Annotated in this window: 22 protein-coding genes; 6 read left to right on the plus strand and 16 right to left on the minus strand. The window is 43.0% G+C overall.

Annotation, left to right across the window (positions count from 1 at the left end):
• Window positions 1–13: 13 nt before the first annotated feature.
• From traF (MP3633_RS14240) to astE, 8 genes are all read right to left on the minus strand, one after another.
• Window positions 14–1,300 (minus strand): conjugal transfer protein TraF, encoded by a 1,287-nt coding sequence (traF, locus tag MP3633_RS14240; RefSeq protein ID WP_176336035.1) that lies wholly within the window; start codon window positions 1,298–1,300, stop codon window positions 14–16.
• A gap of 103 nt (window positions 1,301–1,403) precedes the next feature.
• Complete coding sequence (gene traF, locus MP3633_RS14245) at window positions 1,404–2,651, minus strand: conjugal transfer protein TraF (protein ID WP_176336036.1); 1,248 nt, start codon at window positions 2,649–2,651, stop codon at window positions 1,404–1,406.
• Window positions 2,652–2,959: 308 nt separating this feature from the next.
• A complete protein-coding gene (gene kdsB, locus MP3633_RS14250) occupies window positions 2,960–3,766 on the minus strand; it encodes a 3-deoxy-manno-octulosonate cytidylyltransferase (protein WP_176336037.1) in 807 nt (268 codons plus the stop codon).
• Window positions 3,766–4,347, minus strand: a complete 582-nt coding sequence (locus tag MP3633_RS14255) for a KdsC family phosphatase (RefSeq protein ID WP_176336038.1) — start codon at window positions 4,345–4,347, stop codon at window positions 3,766–3,768. Before MP3633_RS14255 ends, kdsB begins: the two co-directional genes overlap by 1 nt.
• A 3-nt stretch (window positions 4,348–4,350) precedes the next feature.
• Window positions 4,351–5,217 carry a 3-deoxy-8-phosphooctulonate synthase gene (kdsA, locus tag MP3633_RS14260; protein WP_176336039.1) on the minus strand — a complete coding sequence of 289 codons (867 nt, stop codon included), beginning with the start codon at window positions 5,215–5,217 and terminating at the stop codon, window positions 4,351–4,353.
• Window positions 5,218–5,285: 68 nt separating this feature from the next.
• A complete protein-coding gene (locus MP3633_RS14265; RefSeq protein ID WP_176336040.1) occupies window positions 5,286–6,260 on the minus strand; it encodes a KpsF/GutQ family sugar-phosphate isomerase in 975 nt (324 codons plus the stop codon).
• A gap of 115 nt (window positions 6,261–6,375) precedes the next feature.
• Complete coding sequence (gene znuA, locus MP3633_RS14270) at window positions 6,376–7,302, minus strand: zinc ABC transporter substrate-binding protein ZnuA (RefSeq protein WP_176336041.1); 927 nt, start codon at window positions 7,300–7,302, stop codon at window positions 6,376–6,378.
• Between the two features lie 106 nt (window positions 7,303–7,408).
• The gene (astE, locus tag MP3633_RS14275; protein WP_176336042.1) at window positions 7,409–8,425 is read right to left on the minus strand and encodes a succinylglutamate desuccinylase; all 1,017 of its coding nucleotides are present in this window, start codon (window positions 8,423–8,425) and stop codon (window positions 7,409–7,411) included.
• A gap of 194 nt (window positions 8,426–8,619) precedes the next feature.
• On the opposite strand from astE, the gene MP3633_RS14280 reads away from it, so the two are divergent.
• From MP3633_RS14280 to hemE, 3 genes are all read left to right on the plus strand, one after another.
• Complete coding sequence (locus MP3633_RS14280) at window positions 8,620–9,156, plus strand: NUDIX hydrolase (protein WP_112140706.1); 537 nt, start codon at window positions 8,620–8,622, stop codon at window positions 9,154–9,156.
• Complete coding sequence (locus MP3633_RS14285) at window positions 9,068–9,922, plus strand: DUF2927 domain-containing protein (protein ID WP_239495595.1); 855 nt, start codon at window positions 9,068–9,070, stop codon at window positions 9,920–9,922. The genes MP3633_RS14280 and MP3633_RS14285 overlap by 89 nt, the downstream gene beginning before the upstream one ends.
• A gap of 153 nt (window positions 9,923–10,075) precedes the next feature.
• Window positions 10,076–11,176, plus strand: coding sequence for a uroporphyrinogen decarboxylase (gene hemE / locus MP3633_RS14290; RefSeq protein ID WP_176336043.1), 1,101 nt, complete (start codon window positions 10,076–10,078; stop codon window positions 11,174–11,176).
• Window positions 11,177–11,250: 74 nt separating this feature from the next.
• Here hemE and MP3633_RS14295 read toward each other — a convergent pair whose 3' ends face one another.
• A complete protein-coding gene (locus MP3633_RS14295) occupies window positions 11,251–11,619 on the minus strand; it encodes a hypothetical protein (RefSeq protein ID WP_176336044.1) in 369 nt (122 codons plus the stop codon).
• Window positions 11,620–11,759: 140 nt separating this feature from the next.
• On the opposite strand from MP3633_RS14295, the gene MP3633_RS14300 reads away from it, so the two are divergent.
• Window positions 11,760–12,098: a P-II family nitrogen regulator gene (locus MP3633_RS14300; protein WP_112140713.1), complete on the plus strand. Its 339-nt coding sequence runs from the start codon at window positions 11,760–11,762 to the stop codon at window positions 12,096–12,098.
• Window positions 12,099–12,164: 66 nt separating this feature from the next.
• Here the strand turns inward: MP3633_RS14300 and MP3633_RS14305 are convergent, their stop codons facing one another.
• The 6 genes from MP3633_RS14305 to MP3633_RS14330 all read right to left on the minus strand — a co-directional run bounded on the left by MP3633_RS14305 (window position 12,165) and on the right by MP3633_RS14330 (window position 17,861).
• Complete coding sequence (locus tag MP3633_RS14305) at window positions 12,165–13,493, minus strand: IS4 family transposase (protein WP_176336824.1); 1,329 nt, start codon at window positions 13,491–13,493, stop codon at window positions 12,165–12,167.
• 120 nt (window positions 13,494–13,613) lie between these two features.
• The gene (locus MP3633_RS14310) at window positions 13,614–14,324 is read right to left on the minus strand and encodes an ABC transporter permease (RefSeq protein ID WP_112140715.1); all 711 of its coding nucleotides are present in this window, start codon (window positions 14,322–14,324) and stop codon (window positions 13,614–13,616) included.
• Window positions 14,325–14,327: 3 nt separating this feature from the next.
• A complete protein-coding gene (locus tag MP3633_RS14315) occupies window positions 14,328–15,017 on the minus strand; it encodes an ABC transporter permease (RefSeq protein WP_112140716.1) in 690 nt (229 codons plus the stop codon).
• Window positions 15,018–15,092: 75 nt separating this feature from the next.
• Window positions 15,093–15,851 (minus strand): transporter substrate-binding domain-containing protein, encoded by a 759-nt coding sequence (locus MP3633_RS14320; RefSeq protein ID WP_176336045.1) that lies wholly within the window; start codon window positions 15,849–15,851, stop codon window positions 15,093–15,095.
• 81 nt (window positions 15,852–15,932) lie between these two features.
• On the minus strand, window positions 15,933–16,700 hold the full coding sequence (locus MP3633_RS14325) for an ABC transporter ATP-binding protein (RefSeq protein WP_176336046.1): 768 nt from the start codon (window positions 16,698–16,700) through the stop codon (window positions 15,933–15,935).
• A 141-nt stretch (window positions 16,701–16,841) separates the two neighbouring features.
• A complete protein-coding gene (locus tag MP3633_RS14330) occupies window positions 16,842–17,861 on the minus strand; it encodes a GlxA family transcriptional regulator (protein ID WP_176336047.1) in 1,020 nt (339 codons plus the stop codon).
• A gap of 295 nt (window positions 17,862–18,156) precedes the next feature.
• Between MP3633_RS14330 and MP3633_RS14335 the strand changes: the two genes are divergently transcribed.
• Both MP3633_RS14335 and MP3633_RS14340 read left to right on the plus strand, forming a co-directional pair.
• On the plus strand, window positions 18,157–22,974 hold the full coding sequence (locus tag MP3633_RS14335; RefSeq protein WP_176336048.1) for an NAD-glutamate dehydrogenase: 4,818 nt from the start codon (window positions 18,157–18,159) through the stop codon (window positions 22,972–22,974).
• A gap of 53 nt (window positions 22,975–23,027) precedes the next feature.
• Window positions 23,028–24,263 (plus strand): aspartate aminotransferase family protein, encoded by a 1,236-nt coding sequence (locus MP3633_RS14340; protein ID WP_112140725.1) that lies wholly within the window; start codon window positions 23,028–23,030, stop codon window positions 24,261–24,263.
• Window positions 24,264–24,325: 62 nt separating this feature from the next.
• Here MP3633_RS14340 and MP3633_RS14345 read toward each other — a convergent pair whose 3' ends face one another.
• Window positions 24,326–25,186 (minus strand): PhzF family phenazine biosynthesis protein, encoded by an 861-nt coding sequence (locus MP3633_RS14345; RefSeq protein ID WP_176336050.1) that lies wholly within the window; start codon window positions 25,184–25,186, stop codon window positions 24,326–24,328.
• Window positions 25,187–25,369 lie beyond the last annotated feature (183 nt).

Consider the following 25,369-nt stretch of genomic DNA (forward strand, 5'->3'; position numbering starts at 1 on the left):
TGATCGTGTAGTGCTAAAAGGCAAAGCCGTAGCCGACAGAAAAATACAAGCTTCGGGGTAAAGTACCACCATCACCGTCGCTAAATTTTTCTAGTCCATAAGCGAGGTCAAAGTCTAGACGCCTAAACAAAGTCGCCCCTACCGTCGCATAACTCAATTTACTGCCTGCATGATTTTTTCGGTAACCGACACGAATACCTGGAAAAAGAAGGTTATCGCTAAAGTAAGAGAGAGAAATCACCTTCCATTGATATTTATCCCCAACAGGGTCAGCAACGGAGTTCACATCATAGGAACCAGCAAGAGACCAATTCTGATTGGTCGACATTACCGCCGCATCTAAGGTCAGCTGAGATTTCATTTTGTAGGTTTCTTTTAGCTCTAATTTACCCTCATCGGATAAGCGTACCGATGCATTGCAACTGATTAAATCGGAGCCCGACAAGCCACTGCAATTGCCTAACTCGCCAAAATCAAATTCAGGCTCATTAACATTTGCCAATGAAGCGCCCAGTTGATAATTCGGAGCGGCCCAAATAGCACCAAGATCTAGACTAACACCGGTTTCGACATTTTTTCTTTCCAATAAAAAGTCACCAAATCCATCATCAGCATCGTCACTTTCATCGGTCAATACAGACAATTTTTTATTCAATGCGATGTTATGAACATTAACTCGACCACCTAGAATTAACGCTCCGCTAACGGGCCGACCAACAACTTGGCTATAACCCAGACCAAAGCGATAATCTGTCGCTCTTTTCACATAAAGCGAGGTATCAGAACTCAAATCCGAACCTACTACAGAGATGTCATCCGCTAAAACACTAGCACGACTCACCAACGAAGCACTTGCATCCAGCATAAACGCCCCACGATTACGGGTTTTATAAATGATAGGCATAAAGGGCACTTGCACTGAACCAGAGAATTTAACATATGCTGTATCGCCTATTTCATTAATGATGGCTTCAGCTCTCTCTTTTGCGGCAGCAGCCTCACCCGCGCTATAGTCCTTTCGATCTAAGATACCTTCTAGCTCATCAACTTTATCGTTCAGGTCGCTAATCTCTCCCGTTTCATAACCTAAACTCAACGGACCTAAAAAACCAACACGGAAGCTTTCAATATTGGTCATAAGATAAGGAGCTGCAGGGTTAGCTAATGAGGTAATTAATGATTGTCGGTTCGCGTAGCCACCTAAAACCGTGCTAGATCCTATTGGCTGATAAATGGGTATGGATGCCATCACACTAGAGCTCAGTATAGCCATACTAAAAGTCGCTAAATACTTCTTCATTAACTTGCCTGAATCAATTTATAAGATGCGGCCCAGTAAGTAAAAATAAAAAAGCCGATAATGTAATATTATCGGCTTTCTATTTATTAACTTTAATGGATTATCAAAACGCAGTGTCGTAACCAAGTGAGAAGTACGCACTACGAGGCATTTCATCCCCGTCTTCGTCTTCAACGGTCTCTAGAGCAACCCCAAGGTCAATATTCAAACGTTTCAAAACAGTCAAACCAAACGTCGCATAACTCAGCTCGGTACCAGCTAGATTTTGACGATAACCAGCACGAAGGCCTGGAATGTAGTGTGAATCACCATAGTAAGACACAGACGCAACAGCCCATTGGTATTCATCACCCACTGCATCCTTTACCTCATTGGCATCATAAGACATCCCTAAAGTAACTTGTTTGCCTTTCGTCGACACAGCAAAATCCACCGTGCTTTGCATTTCCATTACGTATTTGTCTGACGCACTTATATTATACTTATCTGAAGCAGCGTTCGTGGTGATAGGAGCTCCATCAAACTCAGGCTCATTGATATTCGCAAGCGTCAAACCCACTTGGTAATAGTTAGACACCCAAACTGCGCCTAAATCAATACCAACGCCTGTACTACTAACCGCATCATCTGAAATAGAATCGGAAATGGCATCACCAGCATCGATACTATCATCATCCAACCTTACCAAGGCACGCCCCATTGAAATCTGGTGAATGTTAGCTTTTGCGCCACCGACTAGCATACCGTGAGAGTTTTCCCACATAGCCTGACTGTAACCTAAACCAATTTGAAAATCCGTTGCCGTTTGAGCATAAAAAGATGTGTCAGACGCTAAACCATCATTTGTTCCATTAACAGCAACTTTATCTGCCAATAAATTTCCTTTGGCAACACCAGAAATGCTGGCATCCAACATGAAAGCACCATTATCTTTGGTTTTATAAATCACCGGCATAAAAGGCACTTGCATGCTCAGGGTAGTCTTCACATACGCACTGTTGCCAATTTCATCAAGAATGTCATTGGCACGATTTTTATTAGATACTGCGTTGATTGCATTGGCATTATCAATAAGGCCTTCAATCTCTTCAACTTGATCAGCCAAGTCACTGACATCCCCCATTTCTACGCCGACACTAAGCGGACCAAGAATACCAAAACGAAAGTTATCGTCATCCTGCTGATTGACCATGATAAAAGGTGCCGCTGGATTACCAAGCGCTGTAGACAATGCTCTTTGGTTTGGCGCACTGCTTAGCGTGAAGCTAGAACCTGTTGGTTGGTTAACGGGCATCGCCGCCATCACAGTAGTACTTAGCAAACTCATAGAGACAATTAGTAGCTTTTTCATGATTCTATCCTTTATAAATCAAAACGGCGTAACAACAGTAAGAAAATATTACATTTGGAGTAATTGTAAACCCATTTTTTACACATTTACTACTAAAAATAGACACTATATCGAATGATGAAATCCCATTGCGATCAATAAAGTGATTATGCACCTTGAAATAGAAGGCTTCCAGCGAACAAGAGAACTATAAAGAATCACCAATATATGCCATTTAAAAGTGCACATGTTTACGCAAAAAAAAGCGATAAGCCTAAATTAGGCTTATCGCTTTCATGGAATACATGTTGGAGTACTAAACTAAAGCGCTAGATACTATCTAAAGACAGCTGGTGTCGAAGTTTTTCTAGATCCTCTGGCGTATCAACACCATGCGTGGGCAAGCCATCCGCGATAGCCACTTGGACCTTAATACCTTGATGCAAGAATCGCAGTTGCTCCAGCTTTTCCCAGCGCTCTAAAGGTGACATGGGTAAGTCCGCGTACCTTGCCAATAAACTGGCTCGGTAGACGTACAAACCAATATGGCGAAACGCCGGAAAATCCACTGGTAAAAATCCAGTTTTGTCTGGGTTATTGGCAAAGCCGTCTCTGTCCCAAGGCATGGGGGAGCGACTAAAGTACAGCGCACGTTGTTTGTCGTCACAAACCACTTTCACCACATTAGGGTTAAAAAAGTCCTCTACTTGATCAATAGCGCAGGCTACCGTTGCCATTTCGGCTTCTTGATCTTGATTTAACGCCTGCACGCTTGAGTGAATCAAAGCGACAGGTAAAAAAGGCTCATCGCCTTGTACATTAACGATGATCTCGTTACTGCTCCAACCTCTTTTGGCTGCTACTTCAGCAAGACGCTCTGTGCCATTTTCATGGTCTACTCGCGTCATAACAACCGACGCACCAAAGGCCAATGCGGCGGCTTCTATCACTTCGTGGTCTGTGGCAACCGTCACCGATTGCGCTCCTGCTTTCAACGCTAGTTCATAAACCCATTGCAGGACTGGCTTACCACCTAGATCCGCCATCAGCTTTTGAGGGAAGCGCTGAGAGGCGTATCGAGCAGGAATGATAATATGAAAGTCAGGTAAGTTAAGGTCTTTTATATTCTCTGCCATTATTTTTCAAACTCCGGTTTTTGAGCCAGTTCGTAAGCTTCTTCCAATGACATACGTGTCGCCAACACGATATCGGCCACTTCTCTTGCAACACCCTCACCGCCCGCTTTTTTAAGCACGACTGAGCAATGGCGCTGAACCAAAACATGCGCATCGGATGGGCACATGGCCACTCCAACTTTTGGCATGACCTGAAGGTCAATCACGTCGTCACCAACATAAGCGGCTTTATCTGGATTGATTCCTAAACGCACCACAAGCTCATCAAACGCTTCCGCTTTATTGTGACAGCCAGGAAAAAAATGTTCGATTTTTAACTCTTTCACTCTCTGTCGTAATGGCGCGGAATCTTTCGCCGTAATCACGGCAACCTGAATCCCCCACTTTGGCAGCAACTTCATCGCCACGCCATCTTTCACATTAAAGCGCTTGATGGTTTCACCTTCTTCGGTATAAAGCAGACGACCATCGGTTAACACGCCGTCCACATCAAAGACCACCAGTTTGAGAGACTGAAGCGTTGCTATTAACGTGTGATCTTCCGACAACGCCTGATACGAAGAAAGAAAAATAGAATCCATCAATTACACACTCGTATCCAATACTTCAAAGGTTTTAACCAGCTCATCAAGCTGCTTCATTTGCTTCAAGAATGGCGCTAATTTCCCCAAAGGCAACGCACACGGGCCGTCACATTTTGCACTGTCTGGATCAGGGTGCGTTTCTAAAAATAAACTGGACAAACCAAGTGACATACCAGCACGAGCCAATTCTGTAACCTGTGCGCGACGACCGTCGGCAGAATCTGAGCGACCTCCCGGACGTTGTAAAGAGTGTGTTACATCAAACATAACGGGGTAGCCCATCTGCTTCATTTCACCAAAACCAAGCATATCCACAACCAAGTTGTTGTAGCCCATCATGGTACCGCGTTCACACAGCATTAAATTGCTGTTACCTGCTTCTTCGCATTTTGTCAAAATATGTTTCATTTCATGCGGTGCTAAAAACTGTGCTTTTTTGATGTTAATCACTGCGCCCGTTTGTGCCATCGCGACGACTAGATCGGTTTGGCGAGACAAGAACGCAGGCAATTGAATCACATCCGCGACTTCTGCGACGGGCGCACATTGATGCTCTTCATGAACGTCAGTAATTACTGGCACACCGAATGTGTCTTTGATTTCTTGTAGAATTTTCAAGCCTTCTTCCAGGCCTGGGCCACGAAAAGAATTGATAGAGGAACGGTTCGCTTTATCAAAAGAGCCTTTAAAGACATAAGGAATGCCAAGTGCTTCCGTCACTTTTACATGCTCTTCAGCCACACGCATCGCCAAGTCGCGAGACTCCAAGACGTTAACGCCACTGAACAAGACAAACGGAAGGTGATTGGCGACTTCGATTTTGCTGCCAATTTTAATGATTTTTGATGTTTTAGGCTGTTGCGTCATGTGAACTCCGTTTTAAATCAAAGTCGCTCACTCTAAACAATACAGAGTGGCAAAATAAGTAGAATCGTTTATCGATCGTAAATTTCTAAAATACCCGATACGTTTTGACTGTCACCGACCACCACTAACAAGGTGATTTTATCACGCAGCATTTGCTCTTCAGCCTGCACTATCATCACATTTTCGTTGATGGTTTTAGGGTTAGATGTCATCAAAACCGCCATGGTTTTATGTATCATGCCTTCGCTTTCTTTTAGCATCGCGCGGCGTAAATCCCCATCAGTAAAGATACCCAGCAACTTCTCTGCCTCTTGGATCAAGACAACGCCCATTCTGCCATGGGTCATCACAGAAATAGCGTCTTTAAGCGTGGTCTCAGGTGTACAAACAGGAAGGTCGTCTTTGTGCATTAAGTCTTTAACACGCGTTAAGAGCTTGCGCCCTAAACTGCCGCCAGGATGGAAGCGAGCAAAGTCTTGTGGTTTAAAGTTTCGACACTCCATCAAGGCAACCGCTAAAGCATCGCCCATTGCGGCGGTCATAGTGGTTGACGTTGTCGGAGCAAGGTTATTCGGACAGGTTTCTCTGTCCACTGAAATATCCAGCACACAATCACAATGTTTGGCTAAAGTAGATTCGATATTGCCAACCAACGCGATGCTCGGATTTCCAAAATTTTTGAGAGAAGGAAGCAGGCGCATTAACTCTTCGGTTTCACCCGAGTAGCTAATCAGAATAAGCGTATCTTGTGCTTGAATCATTCCTAGATCGCCATGGAAGGCTTCACCGGGATGAAGAAAGAAGCTAGGTGTGCCTGTAGATGCTAAGGTCGCGGCGATCTTTTTTCCGATCAACCCTGATTTCCCCATACCACAAATGATCGTGCGGCCTTTGCTCTCAAGAATCATGCGAACCGCTTTGGCGAACTCTTCCGTGACATTATTGGCTAAGTTGGCAAGAGCTTGAGCTTGTGTAGATAAAGTACGTCGAGCACTCTCAATAAGAACATCGGAGTGAACACTTGTAATGGATGGATCGCTCATAAAGCCTCTCTGCTCACTGTAATAAACGTAAAGTCATATTATTATACAGGGGAGGAAGCAGGTAGCCTACCAAAGAGCAAATATTCGATACTTACTCTTTGGTAAACAGGGTGAATTAACCTAAGCAGCTAAGGAACTGACCACTCAAATTGTCTAAAAATGAAAAATAAGCGTTTTTACCCATTGCCACGTTGCCTCCTAATGGATCTAGTGGTGCCGTTTTAACACTGGAGCCTTCCAATAAAATTTCAACAATCGCTGGGCTAAATTGCGGCTCACTGAATACACACTGAACTTTATGCTCTTCAATTTCACGGCGAATTTCAGCCACTTTTTTCGCCCCAGGCTTACGCTCAGGACTGACGGTAATTTCACCAGAGTGACTCAAACCATAATGCTGCTCAAAATAGCTGTAACCATCGTGGAAAACAATATAAGGAACCGTGCTTACCTTACTCAAGGCTTGACGAATTTCAGCATCCTTAGCAGTAAGTCCTTTTTCAAAGGTCGCTAAATTACCTTCATAATAAGTGGCATTTTCGGCATCTAACGACACTAAGCGCGCAGCGACTGCTTTTGCCAGTACTCTAGCATTATCTGGCGACAACCAAACATGCGGGTCGACACCATCATGATTATGACCTTCATGTTCTTCATGTTCTTCATGTTCTTCATGACCTTCACCCTCGTCGTCATGAGCTTCTTCGGCAAAGTTATGAAGCGACATACCTTCTAGAGCAAGCCATTCAATAGACGACTGTTCTTTACCAGCATTTTTAAGCGGCTTTTCCAAAAAACGCTCTAACGATTCGCCAACCCAAACAACAGTGTCTGCATTGCTGATTTTTCTCAGGTCCGAAGGACGCATAGCAAAGTCATGAGGCGATGCGGTACTGGATACAATTTGCTGTATTTCGGCATGATCCCCCGCAATAGCGGCAACCACCATAGAGACAGGCTTGATACTAGTAACAATTGTAGGCTTAGCTAAAACCAAAGGAGATAGAGCCGATACGCCCAACGCAAACAAAAACTTATTCATTATTCTGCACCATTAATAAAATGTTATAACGTAACAATAAAGCATTAAAAAAAGAGATTCAAGCGGTTTAGCTAAAATCTCTCGTTAATAAAGGGCTGTTATCTAGTTAATCGAGCTGTAACCCTTCTAAAGGAATAGGCCGAACCATCAGGCCAGCTCGCTGGCCAACAGGCAAGTTAGTATTTGGAAATACAATCGCATCGCCTGTTTTCTGAACGATATACTCACTTTTTTCAGAATACGCCAAGCGATAACCTTGCTCGAACTGCGTGAAGTTTTTTACATCACTTTCAATGGAAAGTTCATAACTTTCATCGTCTTTTACTAGGCTATCTAACACAGTAAATATATGAATATCAGACAGCGACGCTTGCGCTAACGTACCCTCTTCTAACAACAACACTAGACTTTTTTCTAGGTCAGCAAAAGCCGATAAGTCGTTCTCGCCAAAACGATGAACCTTACCCAGCTCCACTGTAAAAGCATGAGCACCATGCACCGCATAGCTGTAATAAGAGAAAGTGGTTGTCGACTGATGTGATAATAACACTGCCTCAATGCCGCTGGCGGCTAAAAAAGCCAACTGCTGCTGATTATAAATGGCGTCCTCTACAAACGGATAAACGACAAACTTTTCATGCATCGATCCACGAATCGCAGTATGCAGATCGTAGTGCAATCTCGTTTGTGTCGTTTCATTGTTGGCCATTGAATAAAAATCACCAACAGCTTTTTCAAGGCGTTGTGCTCTTTGCGCCTCAAACCCGTCATAGTTTTGCCACGCGCCACTAAATAAGCGGTTTAAATTTACATCGCAAAAACGTATTGCTTGGTTCGCAGCTACGGGGTTACCAATAAGAACCAGCAAACGAACCGACAATGAAATCCGCCCTTCTAGAATAGAGGTCACCAACTGATTCACTAACTCAATCGGGCCTGTCTCATTACCATGAATCCCAACCGACAGAATCAGACTAATAGACGTTTCTTGTGTCGGCTCAAGCCTTAAAACACCCGTATTTTCAACAAAACCGGTTCCTGATGGAAATACAAACTGGAACGGCGTAAGCCCATCTTGGTTTGCCAGTGTTACGGCCAAAAAATCATTGTTCAAAATGGTCATTTCTTCCACCAAATAAAGTCCTTAATAAGCGCTTATCATACCGTTTTTACGACTTCGATGGTTTGCATTCTTTTTACTAGAGTGCAAAACAAAAAAATAGGTCGCTTTCTTTATAGATCAGAAACCTTTTCTTTCAAGAGAAATGCCGATACCCTTTCATTTTCTACCAGATTCACTTTTAAATTGAGTATTTTATGCCCGAAAATGACGAAGTCATTATCTTAGTCGATAAACACAATACAATAATTGGCGATGTGCCACGACGCTTAATGAACTTTGGCAGAGATTACCACCGTGTTACTTACATTTTGGTGTTTGATAAAAAAGGCAATTTATTGATTCAAAAAAGGACCGATGACAAAGCTTTTTGTCCCGGCTACTACGGCATAACCACTGGTGGTGTGGTTGAAAGAGGCGAAACCTATATCGACTCGGCACACAGAGAGCTACAAGAGGAATTAGGCTTTGATGCACCTTTAGAAAGCCAAGGCGTATTCCTTACCGAAGGCGAAGGGTTTAAAATTTGGGGGAAAATCTACACCTGCTATTATGACCCCGCCATTCAAGGCGAATTGACGTTACAACCAAAGGAAGTGGCTTCGATCCATGAAATGAGCATAGAGAGTATTCTAGAAAACGCGCATGACCTTACATTTACACCCGATTCATTGGACGCGTTACGCCATTACACCAACAAGCTTACTCAACCCCAGCCTAATGATCCGCTTTAGTCTTTGGCTTTTTGCCTTTTTCATAGCGTCGCACGCCATCAGTCAAGAGCGCTGGCAAAGCGATGCTTACATCCAAGACAGTTTTATTAAAATTGCCTTGGAGCGCGAATACAAGGAAACCAAGCACCCAAAACTAATACGTTGGACCAAACCCATCAAACTTTTTTTTGAAAGCGACAGTGGCGATGCCAGCTTGCAAAAAGAATTATTAAGCGTACACGCTCAACATCTTGCTTATATCACCGGCCTTTCCATCGATTTCACCGACGATCCAAAAAAAGCCAATATTTTTGTTATTTTCACTGACTATGACAATATGGAGAATAAGGTTAAGCAATACATTGGCGATCCAGAAAAAATTCGTGCGGCGCTCAATGAAGCCATTTGCTTAGGTAATTTCAGCCGTAATAGTCGCTATGAAATCACCAAAGGTACGATTATCATTCCAGTAGATTATGCGCGCAGAAAAGCACGTTTTTTGGATTGTATTGTGGAAGAAATCACCCAGTTATTGGGTCTACCTAACGATTCTAACGATGTTTTTCCCTCTGTTTTTAATGATGTAAGCATCGATACCTACATTAGCCCCCTAGATTATTTACTGCTTAAAGCCCTGTACTCCTCTCAACTCAAACCGGGTATGAATGTAAAACAAACCAAAGCGGCCTTTCCGAACGTATTAAAAGAACTACATGCGAATAAAGACATAGAAAATGCCGTAGAGCGGGTACAAAAATATAGCCTAAAGGTTTACCTAGGTGACTGATTTTCAGTACAAATAGCCTTTAACAAACCCTGCCATAGATCAATCTTATTGGTCTTTTCGTCTGACTTCTCATAAATTGTGCTTATTCACTCTGCTTTTCCCTCACAAGTTAGGTAAAATGCGCCAACTGAAAATTTACACTGGAGAGTCCTGATGTTTCCTGAGCTTAAAAATGATCGCTTTTTGCGCGCATTACTCAAACAACCTGTCGATACTACCCCTGTATGGATGATGAGGCAGGCAGGACGTTACTTGCCAGAATACCGTGCAAGCCGAGCCACAGCTGGTGACTTTCTAAGTCTTTGTAAAAACGATTCGTTTGCTTGTGAAGTTACTTTGCAACCGTTAAAACGCTATGAGCTAGATGCCGCTATTTTGTTTTCAGACATACTGACTATTCCAGACGCAATGGGATTAGGTTTGTATTTTGAAACAGGCGAAGGCCCTAAATTTAAACACACTATTCGTAATAAAGCGGACGTTGACGCCTTGCCCGTCACAACAGCAAGCGATTTAGATTACGTGATGAAAGCCGTTACCACGATTCGCCACGCATTAAACGGTGATGTACCACTGATCGGCTTTTCAGGAAGCCCTTGGACACTCGCAACCTACATGATCGAAGGCGGTTCCAGCAAAGATTTTCGTCATATCAAAGCCATGATGTACCAGTCTCCTGAAACTTTGCATGCTTTATTAGACAAACTGGCAAAATCTGTTACGGCCTATCTTAATGGTCAAATTTTAGCCGGTGCTCAGGCGTTACAAATTTTTGATACATGGGGTGGAATATTAAGCGGTCCAATGTACCAGCAGTTCTCTTTACTTTACATGAAGCAAATTATGGACGGCCTTATTCGCGTTCATGAAGGGAAAAAAATCCCCGTGATTATGTTTACTAAAAACGGTGGGCAATGGTTAGAAAACATGGCGGCAACAGGGCCTGATGCCATTGGCTTAGACTGGACAACAGACATTGCAGAAGCGAGAGCGCGTGTTGGTCATGATGTCGCTCTACAGGGCAACATCGACCCTTGTGTGCTGTATGCAGGCAAAGATGTTATAGAGCGAGAAGTCGAAAATGTGTTATCAGGTTTCGGCAGTGGCAGTGGTCATGTATTTAACCTTGGCCATGGTATTCACCAGTTCGTCAACCCTGACCACCCAAAATATTTAATCGATGCCGTTCACAACCTCGGACGAAAATACCACGAGCCTAAGTTTGATGATTTAGACGCTCTAAATGGCCTTTAATTAGACATCTCTTCTGACGTAAGCGATCACACCTTAATAGGGTCAAATTTCTACAGATTCTATTAAGGTTCCTATCATGCTAGCAAAGATTCAAACTGCTTTAGACACAAGCCCCCTACATTATTAGTCTGTTTCTTCCATACTCCACCTGACGCTATACCCAAGCAATCAAATACCTCGTTAACGTAACAACAAACATGATCAATACCATGTCGATCTAGCCAAGACAATCGCCCCAACGTTTGTCCATTTTTAAATGGAATAAGCACTAACCTCAAACGCAAATTGATACTCGCTTCACCAACTTTATAACAAATCACATTTTGTGACATAGGAATACGAAATATATCCACACCCGTTTGATTCGACAGCAAGGCGGCAATATCAACAAAAAAAGATTCGGATCCTGCGATAAAAGACTCGCTTGATATTATTTTTTCCATTTCACACACTCCAACTTCCACCCTAAGCTAGGGTTTATATCTTTATTAAATGTAGATCATAACGGTCAACCTAGTAGCGACTTTTACAATAGAGTGGTATTTTTAGACGACATAATGCTTTATTAGTATGGAGAGAATAGATGAAATTAATTACGGCCATTGTTAAGCCTTTTAAACTTGATGAGGTGCGTGAAGCACTGTCTGAAATGGGGATTAATGGCATTACCGTCACAGAAGTGAAGGGCTTTGGACGCCAACGAGGCCATACAGAACTTTACCGTGGCGCTGAATATGTAGTCGACTTTCTACCAAAAGTAAAACTAGAGCTTGCCGTAGAAACAGACCAAGTAGAGCGTGCTATTGAAGCTATTCAGCACAGTGCAAATACGGGAAAAATTGGTGATGGCAAAATTTTTGTGACTGCTTTAGAGCAAATCATTCGAATTCGTACCGGTGAAACGGGCGCCGAAGCGATTTAATCAGCTAGATAAATCCAATCAATTAAACAGCAATACAATAAAAAAGAGGCCGTAGCCTAATGCTGTTCACTTAAGCGGAACAGCATTACGAGATACCGGATATCTCGTCTTTGATTGCTTCACCACGCGAGGCCGATTAGGCCTCGCTTTCTTTCTCTCCAAAAACAAATTACACACCCCAGACCTTAGCTCCTTAAGGCGCATTCCTGTCTTCGATTCTGGCTTAGCCGCTGCCATCACGATCAAGTTGGAAGCAATAAAAGTAAACGCCATTTTAAAACGCACATCGCTCGCTCGTTGACCATGTGATGCCGCCGCATGACTCGCCTCTCGACGCACGATGTTGTATGCCAGTAGCATCCCCCACATTTCTTGATAGATTAAATCGACTTTCTTACTGCGCAACGTAATGGCGTTGTTAAGCATGGAAGATTTGATGTCACGAAATCCCAGTTCAATTTCCCATCGCTGATGATACAACTGAGCAATCTTGTCAGCAGGATAGTTACTGATAGGAAGTGATGTCAGTACCGTCTTAGCTTTACCTTGAACGTCATAGGTTATGGCTCGTGCATCCCAGTATTCAGGCAGACTGGGGTTCTTTTTGCGTGCTTGTGGGGAGACTTTCATACGCCATAACGCATCACCGTCTCCGTATTCTTCAATGACCTCATACACAGTATTGCTGCGTTTTGGGATTAACCAGTGTCGTTTATTCCCTCCGTTCATCAAGGTATGCATGAGATTAGCACTCCAAAAATTTCGATCTAGGAGTGTGATACTGCGATCAGGAATTTTATCTAACATAGCTTCAGCTAATGGCGTTTCAGCTTTTCGATAACGTCCAATCTGAGTATCTAGAATAATGTGAGAATGCGTATTCATCAGAGCGACACAACGCAATAACGGATAGGCGCTTTGCTTGACGGTTGTATTGCTAGCGCTACCGAAGTGTTCTCGTAACTCTGGTGTGTCCGGGGTGCGAAAAACGACACCATCTATTGCGAATACTTGCAGCCCTTGCCAATCATCCTGAGCAAATCGCTCATTGGCCCAATGTTCACCTGTACGCTGAAAAAGCCACTGCATAGGATCAGAACCAAGGCGCTGCCTCGCTTGAGATACGCCACTTTTGGCAAGGAGCTGCTCCGACGCTAATCCTTCCGAACAAATATTTAAGCGTCTCGCCACTTCTTCGATCGCTTCATCCCGAAAAAGAGCCATACCTAACACTAGCCAAAGAACTTGATCTTCAGGTAGACGTCGTCGTCTGATGCTCGCTTTTGAAGAAAGGGTTAATGCAGACTCGATCCATTCAACAGGAATATTCTGGGTGAAGGTCGAGTGATCTGAGAATGAATGAAGTTCATCGATGCTAAGAAGTAACTGCTGAATAGACACAAAAAAATCCGATTAAGAAAGCCTAATCGGATTTTCTGAGACTGTTCAATTAAATTCAACCCTTAAGTGAACAGTATTAGGCCGTAGCCTCTTTTTTATTGTATTGCTAAAATGTCACCCCTTGTCTGGTACCTTAATTGATAAGGTGCCCAAATAACGATTTTGGCGCAATTCGATTTGACGGAAAATAGCAATAATCACAATACTAATCACCAAGTAAATACCCCCTGCTGCCAAGAAAATTTCCATCGGAGTATAGGTTCTCGCAATGATAGTTCTTGCCATACCAGTTAGATCCAAAATAGTGATCGTACTGGCTAATGCGCTGCCTTTAAGCATCAGAATAATCTCGTTACCATACGCTGGTAAGACAATTCCAAATGCACGAGGCAGTAAGATACGACGATACATCTGAACTTTTGACATACCAACGACTTTACATGCTTCAACTTCCCCTTGAGGGATAGCCTGAATGGCGCCACGAAAAATCTCAGCCGTGTAAGCCGAGGTATTTAGAGTAAACGCAATAATGGCACACCAAAACGGCTCTTTAAGTATTGGCCAAAATATACTCTCTCGCACCGCATCGAATTGCGACGCACCGTAATACACCAAAAATATCTGCACAAGCAGAGGTGTTCCACGAAAGAAAAAGATATACGCAAACGGAATCGCTCTAATCCAAGCAACAGGCGAAATCCTTGCCAGCGCGATAGGTAATGCAAACACCCCACCCAATACAATGGATAAAAGCACTAACTGAAGACTGACCCAAGCACCTTCTAATAAGCGAGGAAAATATTCAACAACAACTGAAAAATCCATTCATTATCCCCTCGTTAAACCACGGCTTGCGCGTTTTTCCATATAGGAAACGAACACCATAGAGATAATAGTTAAAGCCAAATACATAAATGCAGCCACCAAATAAAACAAAAATGCCTGTTTGGTACTGCTCACAGCGATATTGGCTTTACGCATTATATCCTCTAACCCAACAACAGACACCAACGCGGTATCTTTCAGTAAAACCAGAAATAAATTCCCAAGCCCAGGTAAAGCAATTCGCCAAACCTGCGGCAAAATAATACGGTAGAACTTTCGAATGGTTCCCATCCCTAAAGCGGTTGCCGCTTCATGCTGCCCCTTAGGAATGGACTGTAGAGCACCTCGAAATACCTCTGTTGCATAAGCACCAAAAGTCAAACCGAGCGCCGTAACGCCAGCTGCAAATGCTCCAACCTCAATATATTCGTCGTACCCAAATAAACCAGCTATCGCCATCAATACACTGGTTGCACCAAAGTAAATGATAAGAACTGTTAGTAGCTCAGGAATACCACGAATGATGGTGGTATAAGTATGAGCAATCCATCGAATGGCTTTGATAGAAGACAATTTGGCAGACGCGCCTAATAATCCCAGAATCAAACCAACAAACAGTGAAGACAGCGCTAGCTCTAAGGTAATAACAGCACCTTGCAGCAGCTGATCACCGAATCCATGAAGATCAATCATAGTTTTTTCTCAGAGTAAGCTTAAAGTAAGTTTCTCGATGACAAAGCATCGAGAAACTCTAAGAAATATCTACGCTTAGTAGATAGAGAACGGGAAGTATTTAGCATTGATTTTCTGGTAAGTACCGTCTGCTAGAATCGCATCAAGTGCTTTATTCAATTGCTCTTTCAACTTTTTATCGTCTTTACGAATAGCAATGGCAATGTTGTCAGTTTTCATGAACGCTTCGCCTTTGAACTCAAACTTAGCGCCATCTTTCGATGTTTTCAACCAGTTGTACGTTGGCAATTCATCAGAAAGAACGATGTCTAAGCGACCAGATTCAAGATCTAGATAAACATTGTCTTGATTATCATAAAATTTCAGGTCTGCTTTATCAGTGAAATTATCTTCTAAGAATTGAGCGCCCAAAGTCGCTCGTTGCGCGCCTATTGTTTTACCTTCAAGGTTTGCTAGATCGAATTTCTCACCAACACGCCCCATGAAGCGTAAGCCACCTGAATAGTATTTATTAGTAAAATCTACTACTTTAAGACGCTCTTCAGTGATCGACATAGACGCAATAATTGCATCAAATTTACGCACTTTCAAACCTGGAATCAAACCATCCCAATCTTGCGTACCAATCTCACAATCCGCTGACATTTTGGCACAAAGAGCGCGAGCAATATCAACATCAAATCCCTGCGGCTGTCCTGATGAGTCAATAAAGTTAAATGGCGCCCAAGCACCTTCAGTCACAAAACGAACTTTTTCTGCCGCTTGTAGTGATACTGATGACAATGCCGCTGTTAGCAACAACGCTGACCCTAAAACCATTTTTTTCAATTTCATTATAATCCCCTTGGTATATTTATGTATTTAGTCATTATTACTTTTGTATTTTTATTGATTTAATAAATACGTATTTTTCACTCAAAACACACTGGATAAAAACGCCTTGCAACGTTCAGATTTCGGCGCACCGAACACCTGACTCGGTGTTCCTTTTTCTTCCACTATCCCCTGATGCAAGAATACGACTTCACTAGACACTTCTCGAGCAAAGTTCATTTCATGAGTAACGATCAGCATAGTACGACCTTCTTCCGCTAGGTTACGCATAACACCCAACACTTCACCGACCAACTCAGGGTCTAAAGCAGACGTTGGTTCATCAAACAAAATCACCTGAGGGTCCATTGCTAGTGTTCTAGCAATTGCGACTCGCTGTTGTTGTCCACCAGACAGCTGATTCGGATACATGTCCTTTTTTTCAGCGATGCCAACTTTACGCAATAGGTGTTCTGCGTATTCAGCAACTTCATGCTTAGGTCGTTTTAGAACATGAAGCGGCCCTTCCATCACATTCTGTAGAATCGTCATGTGAGGCCATAGGTTAAAGCTTTGAAACACAAACCCAATCTGCTGACGCATTTGAGTAAGTTGTTTCATGTTGTTCGCCACTAAATCTGACTCACCTTGGATCAAATCGAGTTTATTGCCATTGAAGACAATCTCACCTCGAGTTGGGTTTTCAAGCAAATTAACACAGCGTAAAAACGTACTTTTACCTGAGCCACTGGAGCCAAGAATTGAAATGACATCGCCATCATAGGCTTTTAGAGAAATACCTTTCAACACCTCAATATCACCAAACGTTTTGTGAATATCAATAAGCTCTAACGCCGGGACTTTCGACATGTTCTCTACCTTCTTTATATTATATAACTTATTATTTTTAACGTAATAACAGCACAACACTTAATCAATAAAGACAATCTGCTTACGCTATCAAGTAGAATACAAGAATCACGCCAAGAATAATGCACCCCATATTTTAAGTTACTTTTTCCAAAGCCGCCTCTTTTTCTTGTCCATTTGGACAGGGGTTGGGCTTTTATTGTGACTTTTATTACGCTCTTCTCTCGGCGATATGCCAAAAAAACCTTTGTAGGTTGTACTAAAATGAGGTGCAGAACCAAAACCGCACGCCAAACCAACCTCAGTAATTGTTTTATCTGTCTGAACAATCAATTGCTTAGCATGTTGTAGACGCAACTCTAAATAGTAACGAGATGGCACTATGTCTAAATTGCCTTTAAAAAGCCGTTCTAAGTGACGTCTAGACACCCCAACATGGTAAGCAATGTCGTCAGACGACAGTGGTTCCTGAATGTTCGCCTCCATTAGTTGCACCGCCTCGACAAGCTTTGGCTGGCCAGTACCTATACGAGCCTGCAGAGGAATTCTTTGTGGGTCTTCATGCGTACGAATTCGCTCACAAACAAATTGCTCAGATATATTACTTGCTAAAGACATGCCATGTTGCTTACCAATGAGGAACAACATCATGTCCATAGCCGCCGTGCCGCCACTACAAGTATAACGATCTCTATCCACTTCAAAAAGGTGATTAGAGACAATCGTTTGCAAAAATTCATCTCGTAGATTCGCAAGACTGCGCCAATGAATCGTCGCTCGATAGCCATCTAACAACCCTGCTTTTGCCAATAAATAGCTTCCGGTACAAACGCCACCCAAACCTACACTTCTTTTTGCTTGTTTTTTTATCCAATTTTCTAAAGTCTGACTTTCGTTTTTTATCACAGGAGAGGCACCACAGACAAAAATAGCATCCAAATCACTTGGGGCTTCACTTGTTAGATAATCTGAAACCGTTGTAACCCCCGTACTTGAAGGTGTTTCTCTTAATTCATGGCTGATAGTACAAAAAGAATAAAGCTCTTTTCCTGTCACCCAATTTGCCATATGCAATGTCTCAATGGCAGACGAGAAACCTAACATAGAATAGTGAGGTAAAAGCAAAAAACCGTATTTTAATGGTTTTTTGCTTGCCTGCATGATTTCTCTTGATGCGAATTCGGTCTTGTACAAAATATTATCCTGCGAACTATAGGCAAAAAAGGAGTTTATTTCGTTTAAAATGGATAACAAAGGTTTTTTTCATATTGAGCAAGACTTTTTTAGTCCAATTAACCAAACATGATAACAACATGTCGCTATTAGATAAGTTAACAGCTATCAAAGGAGTCATTTTTTCATAATAATCGTACACAGAGTCCGAACCCAATACTTTCGAAAAATTGCATTTACAGCTAGTTTTATTAAGAACACCACTCATGAGGGATGAGTTCTAATGACTGATTACAAAAAAAACGAATTAATTGAACGCGTTGAAGTAGAAATAAACGGAAACTTTAACGCCGCCGAAGCAAATGATTTGATTCAACTTGCGCACCTTTACTTCCAGGACTCTCTAACGGAAGACTTAGTTAGCGAATCCATCGAGAACCTATATGGCACAATCATTTGCCTATGGGACTTTTTGCAACAACGCCCAACAAACCAGCCAAAAATTCGTGTGTACAATCCAAACTACGAAGAACATAGCTGGCAATCCACCCATACCGTAATCGAAATTCTAACGGATGATATGCCTTTCCTCGTATCGTCTTTTAGCATGGCGCTTGTTCGTCTTGGTCATACCATTCACATGACAGCTCACCCTGTTGTTCCTGCACAGCGTAACAAAAAAGGTGAGCTTCAAAGCATCAACCCAGCTTCTAAGTCACAAGAAGCGTTAATGCGATTTGAAATAGATCGCTTATCTGACATCAACTTACTTGACGACATTAAAGAAGAACTTCTTAAAAGCCTAGTCGATGTAAATAAAACCGTGGCCGATTGGCCAAAAATGAAAACAAGATTAAGTGAAATAATTAGCGAGTCAGAGCAGCTAGCCCATTTGAAAGGCAATGAAGAACACCAAGAAATTCTGGATTTCTTACACTGGGTAGCTAATGATCACTTTACCTTTATTGGCTTTCGCGCCTATGACCTTTCTATTGAAGGCAACGAAACGCATCTCAAATTAGTCGATGGTTCTGGTCTAGGAACCTTCCGTGACATTAATGACAAAAAAGTAAAACGTGACATTGTTTTACACGACAATCTTGCCAAACTCGCGATAGACAGCAGTAATATTCTAATTTTAACTAAGTCGACGGCTATTTCTACCGTCCATCGCCCAGTTCACCTTGATTACCTAGGCATTAAACGCTTCGATAAAACAGGCAATGTGATTGGCGAATGGCGCTTCTTTGGCTTGTACTCGTCTGCCGCCTACATTGCTCGCTTGCAAGACATCCCGTTATTGCGAAAAAAATTAGATGTCATCGTCCAAAAAGCGAATGTGGATCCGAACAGCCACAAAGGCAAAAACCTTAAGCATATTTTAAACAGTTACCCTCGTGATGAGATGTTACAAGCGCCGGTAGAAGAGCTTTTTGGGACAATTGAAAGCATTCTAGCCATTCAAGAACGCCGTCAACTACGTGTTTTCCTTCGTAAAGACATCTATGGGCGATTCCTAAATGCATTGGTTTACGTGCCACGAGATCGTTACAACACAGAACTGCGTATGAAGATGCAAGAAATCTTAATGAGCGCTTGCAACGGTACTAGCTCTGAATTCAATGTTCAGTTCTCGCAACTTGTTTTAGCCCGAGTCAACTTCACCATTCAAATTGCAGATCCTAAACAAAGCCCAACCATCGACGCAGAAGACATTCAGCGTAAGATGCAAGATGCAATGAGTTCATGGGAAGACAAATTACTAAACGCTCTCCATAAAAGCCACGGCGAAGAAAGCGGCAACATTTTATTTAATGATTATGTCCCTTATTTGCCAGCGGCTTACCGAGAAGACTTCTCACCCAATGCGGCCGTGTTAGACATTGAACGCTTAGGTCAGTTAGGTGATGAAGGCGATATTTCGACGCATATTTATCGCCAAGTTGGGCAAACAAAAAACAATTACTTCTTCAAAGTATATGGTGCTGGTACGACACTTATTTTGTCTGACGTATTGCCTATTTTGGAATGTATGGGACTAAGAGTATTAGAAGCTCGCCCCTATGAATTGGATCAAAATGGTAATGACTCCGCAAGCAGCTGGGTGGTTGAATTTGCCATCAGTGTGGATGCAGACGTTAACCTTGAAAAAAACTCTCAGCGCGAAGCGTTCCAAGATGCTTTCAATCAGGTCTTCAGCCGTCGCGTCGAAAATGATCGTTTTAACGCCTTGGTATTAAGTGCCTCACTAACATGGCGTCAAGTGACCATGCTACGTGCATTGACTAAGTACTTGATGCAATTACAAGTGCCGTTCTCTTTGCAATACATGCAGCAAACGCTTGAGAAAAACGCAGGCATTGCCCGTCTACTGGTACAGCTATTCGAGCAACGTTTTGATCCTAGCCAAGAAACAAAACGCGGTGAAAAAGTACAAAAAATACTAGACAAAATAGCGGCAGAGTTGGATCAAGTCGCCAATTTAGACGAAGACCGTATCCTGAAACACTATTTATCTGTGATTCAGGCGATGCTGCGAACAAACTTCTATCAAGCTGGAGTCGAAGGTGAAGTCAAAGACTATGTGTCTTTCAAACTTGACCCTTCATTAATCCCAGCTGTGCCATTGCCAAGACTGAAATTTGAAGTGTTCGTTTACGCCCCTTGGGTCGAAGGCATTCATATGCGCGGCGGCAAGGTCGCTCGCGGTGGACTTCGCTGGTCAGATCGCATGGAAGATTTCCGTACCGAAGTCCTTGGCCTAGTAAAAGCGCAAATGGTCAAAAACGCGGTTATTGTTCCCTCTGGAGCAAAAGGCGGCTTCGTCGCGAAACAATTGAAAAAGAATGCGTCTCGTGAAGAAGTGCAAGCTGAGGTAATTCGTTGTTACACCACGTTTATTAGTGGCTTGCTAGACATTACCGATAACCTAGTACAAAACGCAGTAGTTCCACCGCTATCCGTTCTTAGATACGACGAAGATGATCCTTATTTGGTTGTGGCTGCAGATAAAGGGACGGCAACCTTTTCTGACTTGGCCAACAGCATTTCTGCGAAATACGGCTTCTGGTTAGGCGACGCCTTCGCTTCTGGTGGTTCTAATGGTTACGACCATAAAAAAATGGGCATCACGGCCCGCGGGGCTTGGGAATCTGTCAAACGTCAATTCAAAGAAATTGGCATTGACTGTCAAACAACCGATTTCTCAGCGGTTGGCGTCGGTGACATGGCAGGTGACGTATTTGGTAACGGCATGCTGTTATCTAAACATACGTGTTTGATTGCGGCCTTTAACCACATGCATATCTTCATTGACCCAACACCTGACGCTGCGACTTCTTTTGTTGAACGCGAACGCATGTTCAAATTGCCTCGCTCATCATGGGAAGATTACAACAAAGACCTTATTTCAAAAGGCGGTGGTATTTTTAATCGCTCAGCGAAATCGATTCCAGTGAACGCTGACATTCGTAAGGCACTGGGCATCGAAGGCAACATTAAGTCGATGCCACCAATCGATTTGATAAACGCTATCTTGAAAGCACCCGTCGACCTTCTTTGGAATGGTGGTATCGGCACTTACGTGAAGTCTGAGGGTGAATCTCATGCTGATGCTGGCGATAGTGCAAACAATGGGCTGCGCGTAAACGGAAAAGAGCTACGTTGTAAAATTGTTGGCGAAGGCGGCAACCTAGGGTTAACACAACTAGGTCGTATTGAATTTGCTCAAAAAGGTGGCTTAATCAGTACTGACGCCATCGATAACTCTGCTGGCGTAGACAGCTCAGACCACGAAGTAAACATCAAGATCCTATTAAATCGTGTGGTTGAAAATGGTGACTTGACCGAGAAGCAACGTAACAGTTTACTGGCGGAAATGACGGACGAAGTCGGTGGCCTTGTATTACGCCATAACCGTGGTCAGAGCCATGTTTTATCCTTAGCAAATGCTCAAGCACCTGAACGTTTGGCCGATCACTGGCGCTTAATTCAGTCGCTAGTAAGAGAGGGTCGCCTAAATCGTGAAATTGAATATCTACCAAGCGATACCCAAATAAAAAGACGATTGAACAAAGGACAAGGTCTAGCTCGTCCTGAAATTTCAGTTCTATTAGCCTACTCAAAAATCAAATTGTCTGAGCAGCTAGTAGAAGATGGTATTGGTGAAGACGTTGATTTGACAACTCAAATTAACGAATACTTCCCAACACAGTTGACGAAACACTTTGGCGGCCAAATGGCGTCACACCCGTTGATTCAAGAAATCATCGCGGGGCATGTGACAAACAACCTAGGTAACCGAATGGGACCAACCTTCAGCACCTATATGCAAGAAGAGACCGGCGCGTCTTCTTTGAACGTAGTACGTGCGTACATGGCTGCAGAAGACATTTTTGGTATTCCAACACTGTGGGATGCCATCAATGGCCTAGACTTTACTGTTTCAAACGACATATTGAATGGCTTACTGATTCGAGTTCAAGGTTTGCTTGAGCGCGCGACGCTTTGGTTATTAAGAAACACGCGCGAAAGCCTATCAATCCAGCGTTTGAAAGACACTTATAAGCCGGGTGTTGATATTATTCGAGCCAATATGCAGGCAATCTTAACGGAACCCAGCCAAGCACATTTGGCTGATATTGCAGCGGAACTTGTTGCTCAAAACATTCCTGCAGACGTTGCAGATAGACTCTCATCTCTACCTTACCTGTTCTACGGATTAGATATTATTCGTGTTGCAGCAAATACAGAAACAGAAGTCTTAGATGTCGCCCAAACTTACTTTGCCCTTGAAATGGACTTAGAACTGCATTGGTTACGTCATAAAGCCAGTGAGTTATCTGCGGATGACATGTGGCAACGACGTGCAAAAGCAGGGTTAGGTGACGAAGTAGATAATAGTTTAAGAACCCTCACTCAAGAGGTTATTCAATCCAGTCCGGATATCAAAAAACTGGATCAACGTTTAACTCATTGGCGCGAGTCGAACAGCGACAGTATCAAGCATTACCGTACGTCTTTTAGTGAAATAAAAGCCGAAAGCGAGTTAACGCTTGCCATGGTCACTGTCGCTATTCGTGAGTTGAGAAATCTGATATAAATCAAAGGTGGCCGTCGCTTCGGCCACCTATTTTTAAGAGGTCTTTTTTTAAGATGGATAGGAAAGTGACACAACAAGTAACGAGAGCAACCTTTGATGACGTAATGGTGCCTAACTACGCGCCGTCAGCAATCATCCCTGTGCGTGGTGAAGGCTCTCGTGTATGGGACACAGAAGGCAAAGAATATATTGATTTTGCAGGCGGCATTGCTGTTACTGCATTGGGTCATTCCAACCCTACTTTAGTCAACGTCATGCGCGAGCAAGCTGGAAAAATCTGGCATTTATCCAATGTCATGACAAACGAGCCAGCACTACGACTTGCGAAAAAGTTAACAGAGAAAACCTTTGCTGATCGTGTCTTCTTTGCAAACAGTGGAGCAGAAGCCAACGAAGCGGCTTTCAAGCTCGCTCGACGTTACGCGTTTGATCACTTTGGTCCAGAAAAACACGAAATCATTGCCTTTAATAAGTCGTTCCACGGTCGCACATTGTTCACCGTTTCTGTGGGTGGACAAGCTAAATACAAGGAAGGTTTTGAACCGACTCCAGGTGGTATTAAGCATTGTGACTACAATGATATCGAACAGCTGAAATCTCTGATTTCAGATAAAACCTGTGCGGTTGTCATGGAACCTATTCAAGGGGAAGGCGGCATTATCCCAGCAGACAAAGCGTTTGCTAAACAAGTCCGAGAGTTATGCGATAAATACAACGCTCTGCTTGTTTATGATGAAGTGCAATCTGGTGTTGGCCGTACTGGTACTTTATACGCCTACGAACAATTAGGAGTCACTCCTGACGTATTAACCACAGCGAAAGCGTTAGGTAATGGCTTCCCGGTTGGCGCGATGCTTGCGACAGAAAAAGCAGCAAAAAGTTTGGCTTTCGGTACACACGGCAGCACCTATGGCGGTAACCCAATGGCTTGCTCCATTGCAGAAGCCGTTATTGATATCATCGACACTCCGGAAGTACTAGCGGGTGTTGCTAAACGCCATGATCTATTTGTTGAAGGTCTAAAAGCCATCAATGAAAAATACCATGTCTTTAAAGACATTCGTGGCATGGGACTTTTAATCGGCGCAGAAGTTATTGACAGTTTGGCTGGCAAAGCGGGTGAAATTGTCAAAGCATCGGCTGCAGAAGGCTTATTTGTACTAGTTGCAGGCCCAAATGTTTTACGTTTGGCTCCGTCGCTTATTATTACAGAAAAAGATATTGCTGATGGTCTTGCTCGTCTTGATAAAGCGATTGCAACAGTGATTGCAAATAACAAAGCAGCTTAAGTATATCAGCGCACAGTAAAATAATAAAAATCGGGCCACGGCCCGATTTTTTTATACTTCGATCACGTTTCAATCGTAATTTTTCTATAAAACACCCCCTCACCCCCGACCTGAACCCGCGTCAGTTCACCATTACTCAGAGATAATTGCGTCACTATACGTGATGACATCTGCATAGCACTGCCTTGCTCAAACACCGCGTGATGATAACCAAAGTACTGATTCAAATAACAAGCCAACGCACCGCTCGAGCTTCCAGTAGCAGATTCTTCAGTAATACCAACCGCAGGCGCAAAATTTCGACAACTTGCGGTATAAGGTGCTTCTGGCAGATTCATTTCAAACACATGAAAACCAACACAATGATGCTGCTGACAGAAACGCGTTATCGCATCGCTATCAATATCTAAACAATCCAAAACACCATAGGGAACCGGTATCAGTACATCCATCAACCCTGTTGAAATTGCTTGAATCGGCAGTGCTGACTGAATAATAAGTGATGGCTGAATCCCCAACATGGGAGCAATCTCTTCTGCGTTAAACTCAGAGAACCAAATAGGAAGGCTCTGGCACATCAAAATATCACCATTTAGCAGTACTTCTACTGGCAAAATACCCGCTTTCGTTTCCTGCTGGTATTCTCCAGCAGGTATGAGCTGTAAATGATGCAGTAACCAAAAAGCACTTAACGTAGCATGGCCACAAAAATCGACCTCCATCGTCGGAGTAAAAAAAGAAATTGAATAGTCCGCCACGGTACTCTGACTAATAAAGGCCGTTTCTGAAACACCAACGGCTTTTGCAATAGATTGCTTTTGCTGATCCGTTAACTTATCAGCGTCTAAAACCACCCCAGCCAGATTCCCCCCCTGACCCGAAATGGAAAAAGCACGGATTAAATAGACTTCTATTTGACTCATGTAAGACTCCTTTTTCATGATGCTGCAGAGTAGTCCTATGTAATGTTGAAAAATCGCCTACTATCATGATGATTATCGCTTTTTTTACTGTTTCCTTAAAATCTGTTTGATTGTGCTTATCTCATGACTGGTTTAAGCTGCCTCACCGACATTTATTAAGTCAGGGTACATCAATGACTTATA

The sequence above is a fragment of the Marinomonas primoryensis genome, from assembly GCF_013372285.1.
In the GTDB taxonomy this organism is placed as follows: Bacteria; Pseudomonadota; Gammaproteobacteria; order Pseudomonadales; family Marinomonadaceae; genus Marinomonas; species Marinomonas primoryensis.

Excerpts from the sequence above, each read along its gene's own strand:
- kdsB (WP_176336037.1), bottom strand. The coding sequence starts at position 3,766 with ATGGCAGAGAATATAAAAGACCTTAACTTACCTGACTTTCATATTATC.
- MP3633_RS14300 (WP_112140713.1), top strand. The coding sequence starts at position 11,760 with ATGAAATTAATTACGGCCATTGTTAAGCCTTTTAAACTTGATGAGGTG.
- MP3633_RS14265 (WP_176336040.1), bottom strand. The coding sequence starts at position 6,260 with ATGAGCGATCCATCCATTACAAGTGTTCACTCCGATGTTCTTATTGAG.
- MP3633_RS14330 (WP_176336047.1), bottom strand. The coding sequence starts at position 17,861 with ATGCAGGCAAGCAAAAAACCATTAAAATACGGTTTTTTGCTTTTACCT.
- znuA (WP_176336041.1), bottom strand. The coding sequence starts at position 7,302 with ATGAATAAGTTTTTGTTTGCGTTGGGCGTATCGGCTCTATCTCCTTTG.
- MP3633_RS14315 (WP_112140716.1), bottom strand. The coding sequence starts at position 15,017 with ATGATTGATCTTCATGGATTCGGTGATCAGCTGCTGCAAGGTGCTGTT.
- hemE (WP_176336043.1), top strand. The coding sequence starts at position 10,076 with ATGTTTCCTGAGCTTAAAAATGATCGCTTTTTGCGCGCATTACTCAAA.
- MP3633_RS14255 (WP_176336038.1), bottom strand. The coding sequence starts at position 4,347 with ATGGATTCTATTTTTCTTTCTTCGTATCAGGCGTTGTCGGAAGATCAC.
- MP3633_RS14325 (WP_176336046.1), bottom strand. The coding sequence starts at position 16,700 with ATGTCGAAAGTCCCGGCGTTAGAGCTTATTGATATTCACAAAACGTTT.
- MP3633_RS14310 (WP_112140715.1), bottom strand. The coding sequence starts at position 14,324 with ATGGATTTTTCAGTTGTTGTTGAATATTTTCCTCGCTTATTAGAAGGT.
- MP3633_RS14340 (WP_112140725.1), top strand. The coding sequence starts at position 23,028 with ATGGATAGGAAAGTGACACAACAAGTAACGAGAGCAACCTTTGATGAC.
- kdsA (WP_176336039.1), bottom strand. The coding sequence starts at position 5,217 with ATGACGCAACAGCCTAAAACATCAAAAATCATTAAAATTGGCAGCAAA.
- traF (WP_176336036.1), bottom strand. The coding sequence starts at position 2,651 with ATGAAAAAGCTACTAATTGTCTCTATGAGTTTGCTAAGTACTACTGTG.
- MP3633_RS14295 (WP_176336044.1), bottom strand. The coding sequence starts at position 11,619 with ATGGAAAAAATAATATCAAGCGAGTCTTTTATCGCAGGATCCGAATCT.
- MP3633_RS14320 (WP_176336045.1), bottom strand. The coding sequence starts at position 15,851 with ATGAAATTGAAAAAAATGGTTTTAGGGTCAGCGTTGTTGCTAACAGCG.
- MP3633_RS14280 (WP_112140706.1), top strand. The coding sequence starts at position 8,620 with ATGCCCGAAAATGACGAAGTCATTATCTTAGTCGATAAACACAATACA.
- MP3633_RS14335 (WP_176336048.1), top strand. The coding sequence starts at position 18,157 with ATGACTGATTACAAAAAAAACGAATTAATTGAACGCGTTGAAGTAGAA.
- MP3633_RS14345 (WP_176336050.1), bottom strand. The coding sequence starts at position 25,186 with ATGAGTCAAATAGAAGTCTATTTAATCCGTGCTTTTTCCATTTCGGGT.
- traF (WP_176336035.1), bottom strand. The coding sequence starts at position 1,300 with ATGAAGAAGTATTTAGCGACTTTTAGTATGGCTATACTGAGCTCTAGT.
- astE (WP_176336042.1), bottom strand. The coding sequence starts at position 8,425 with ATGACCATTTTGAACAATGATTTTTTGGCCGTAACACTGGCAAACCAA.
- MP3633_RS14285 (WP_239495595.1), top strand. The coding sequence starts at position 9,068 with ATGACCTTACATTTACACCCGATTCATTGGACGCGTTACGCCATTACA.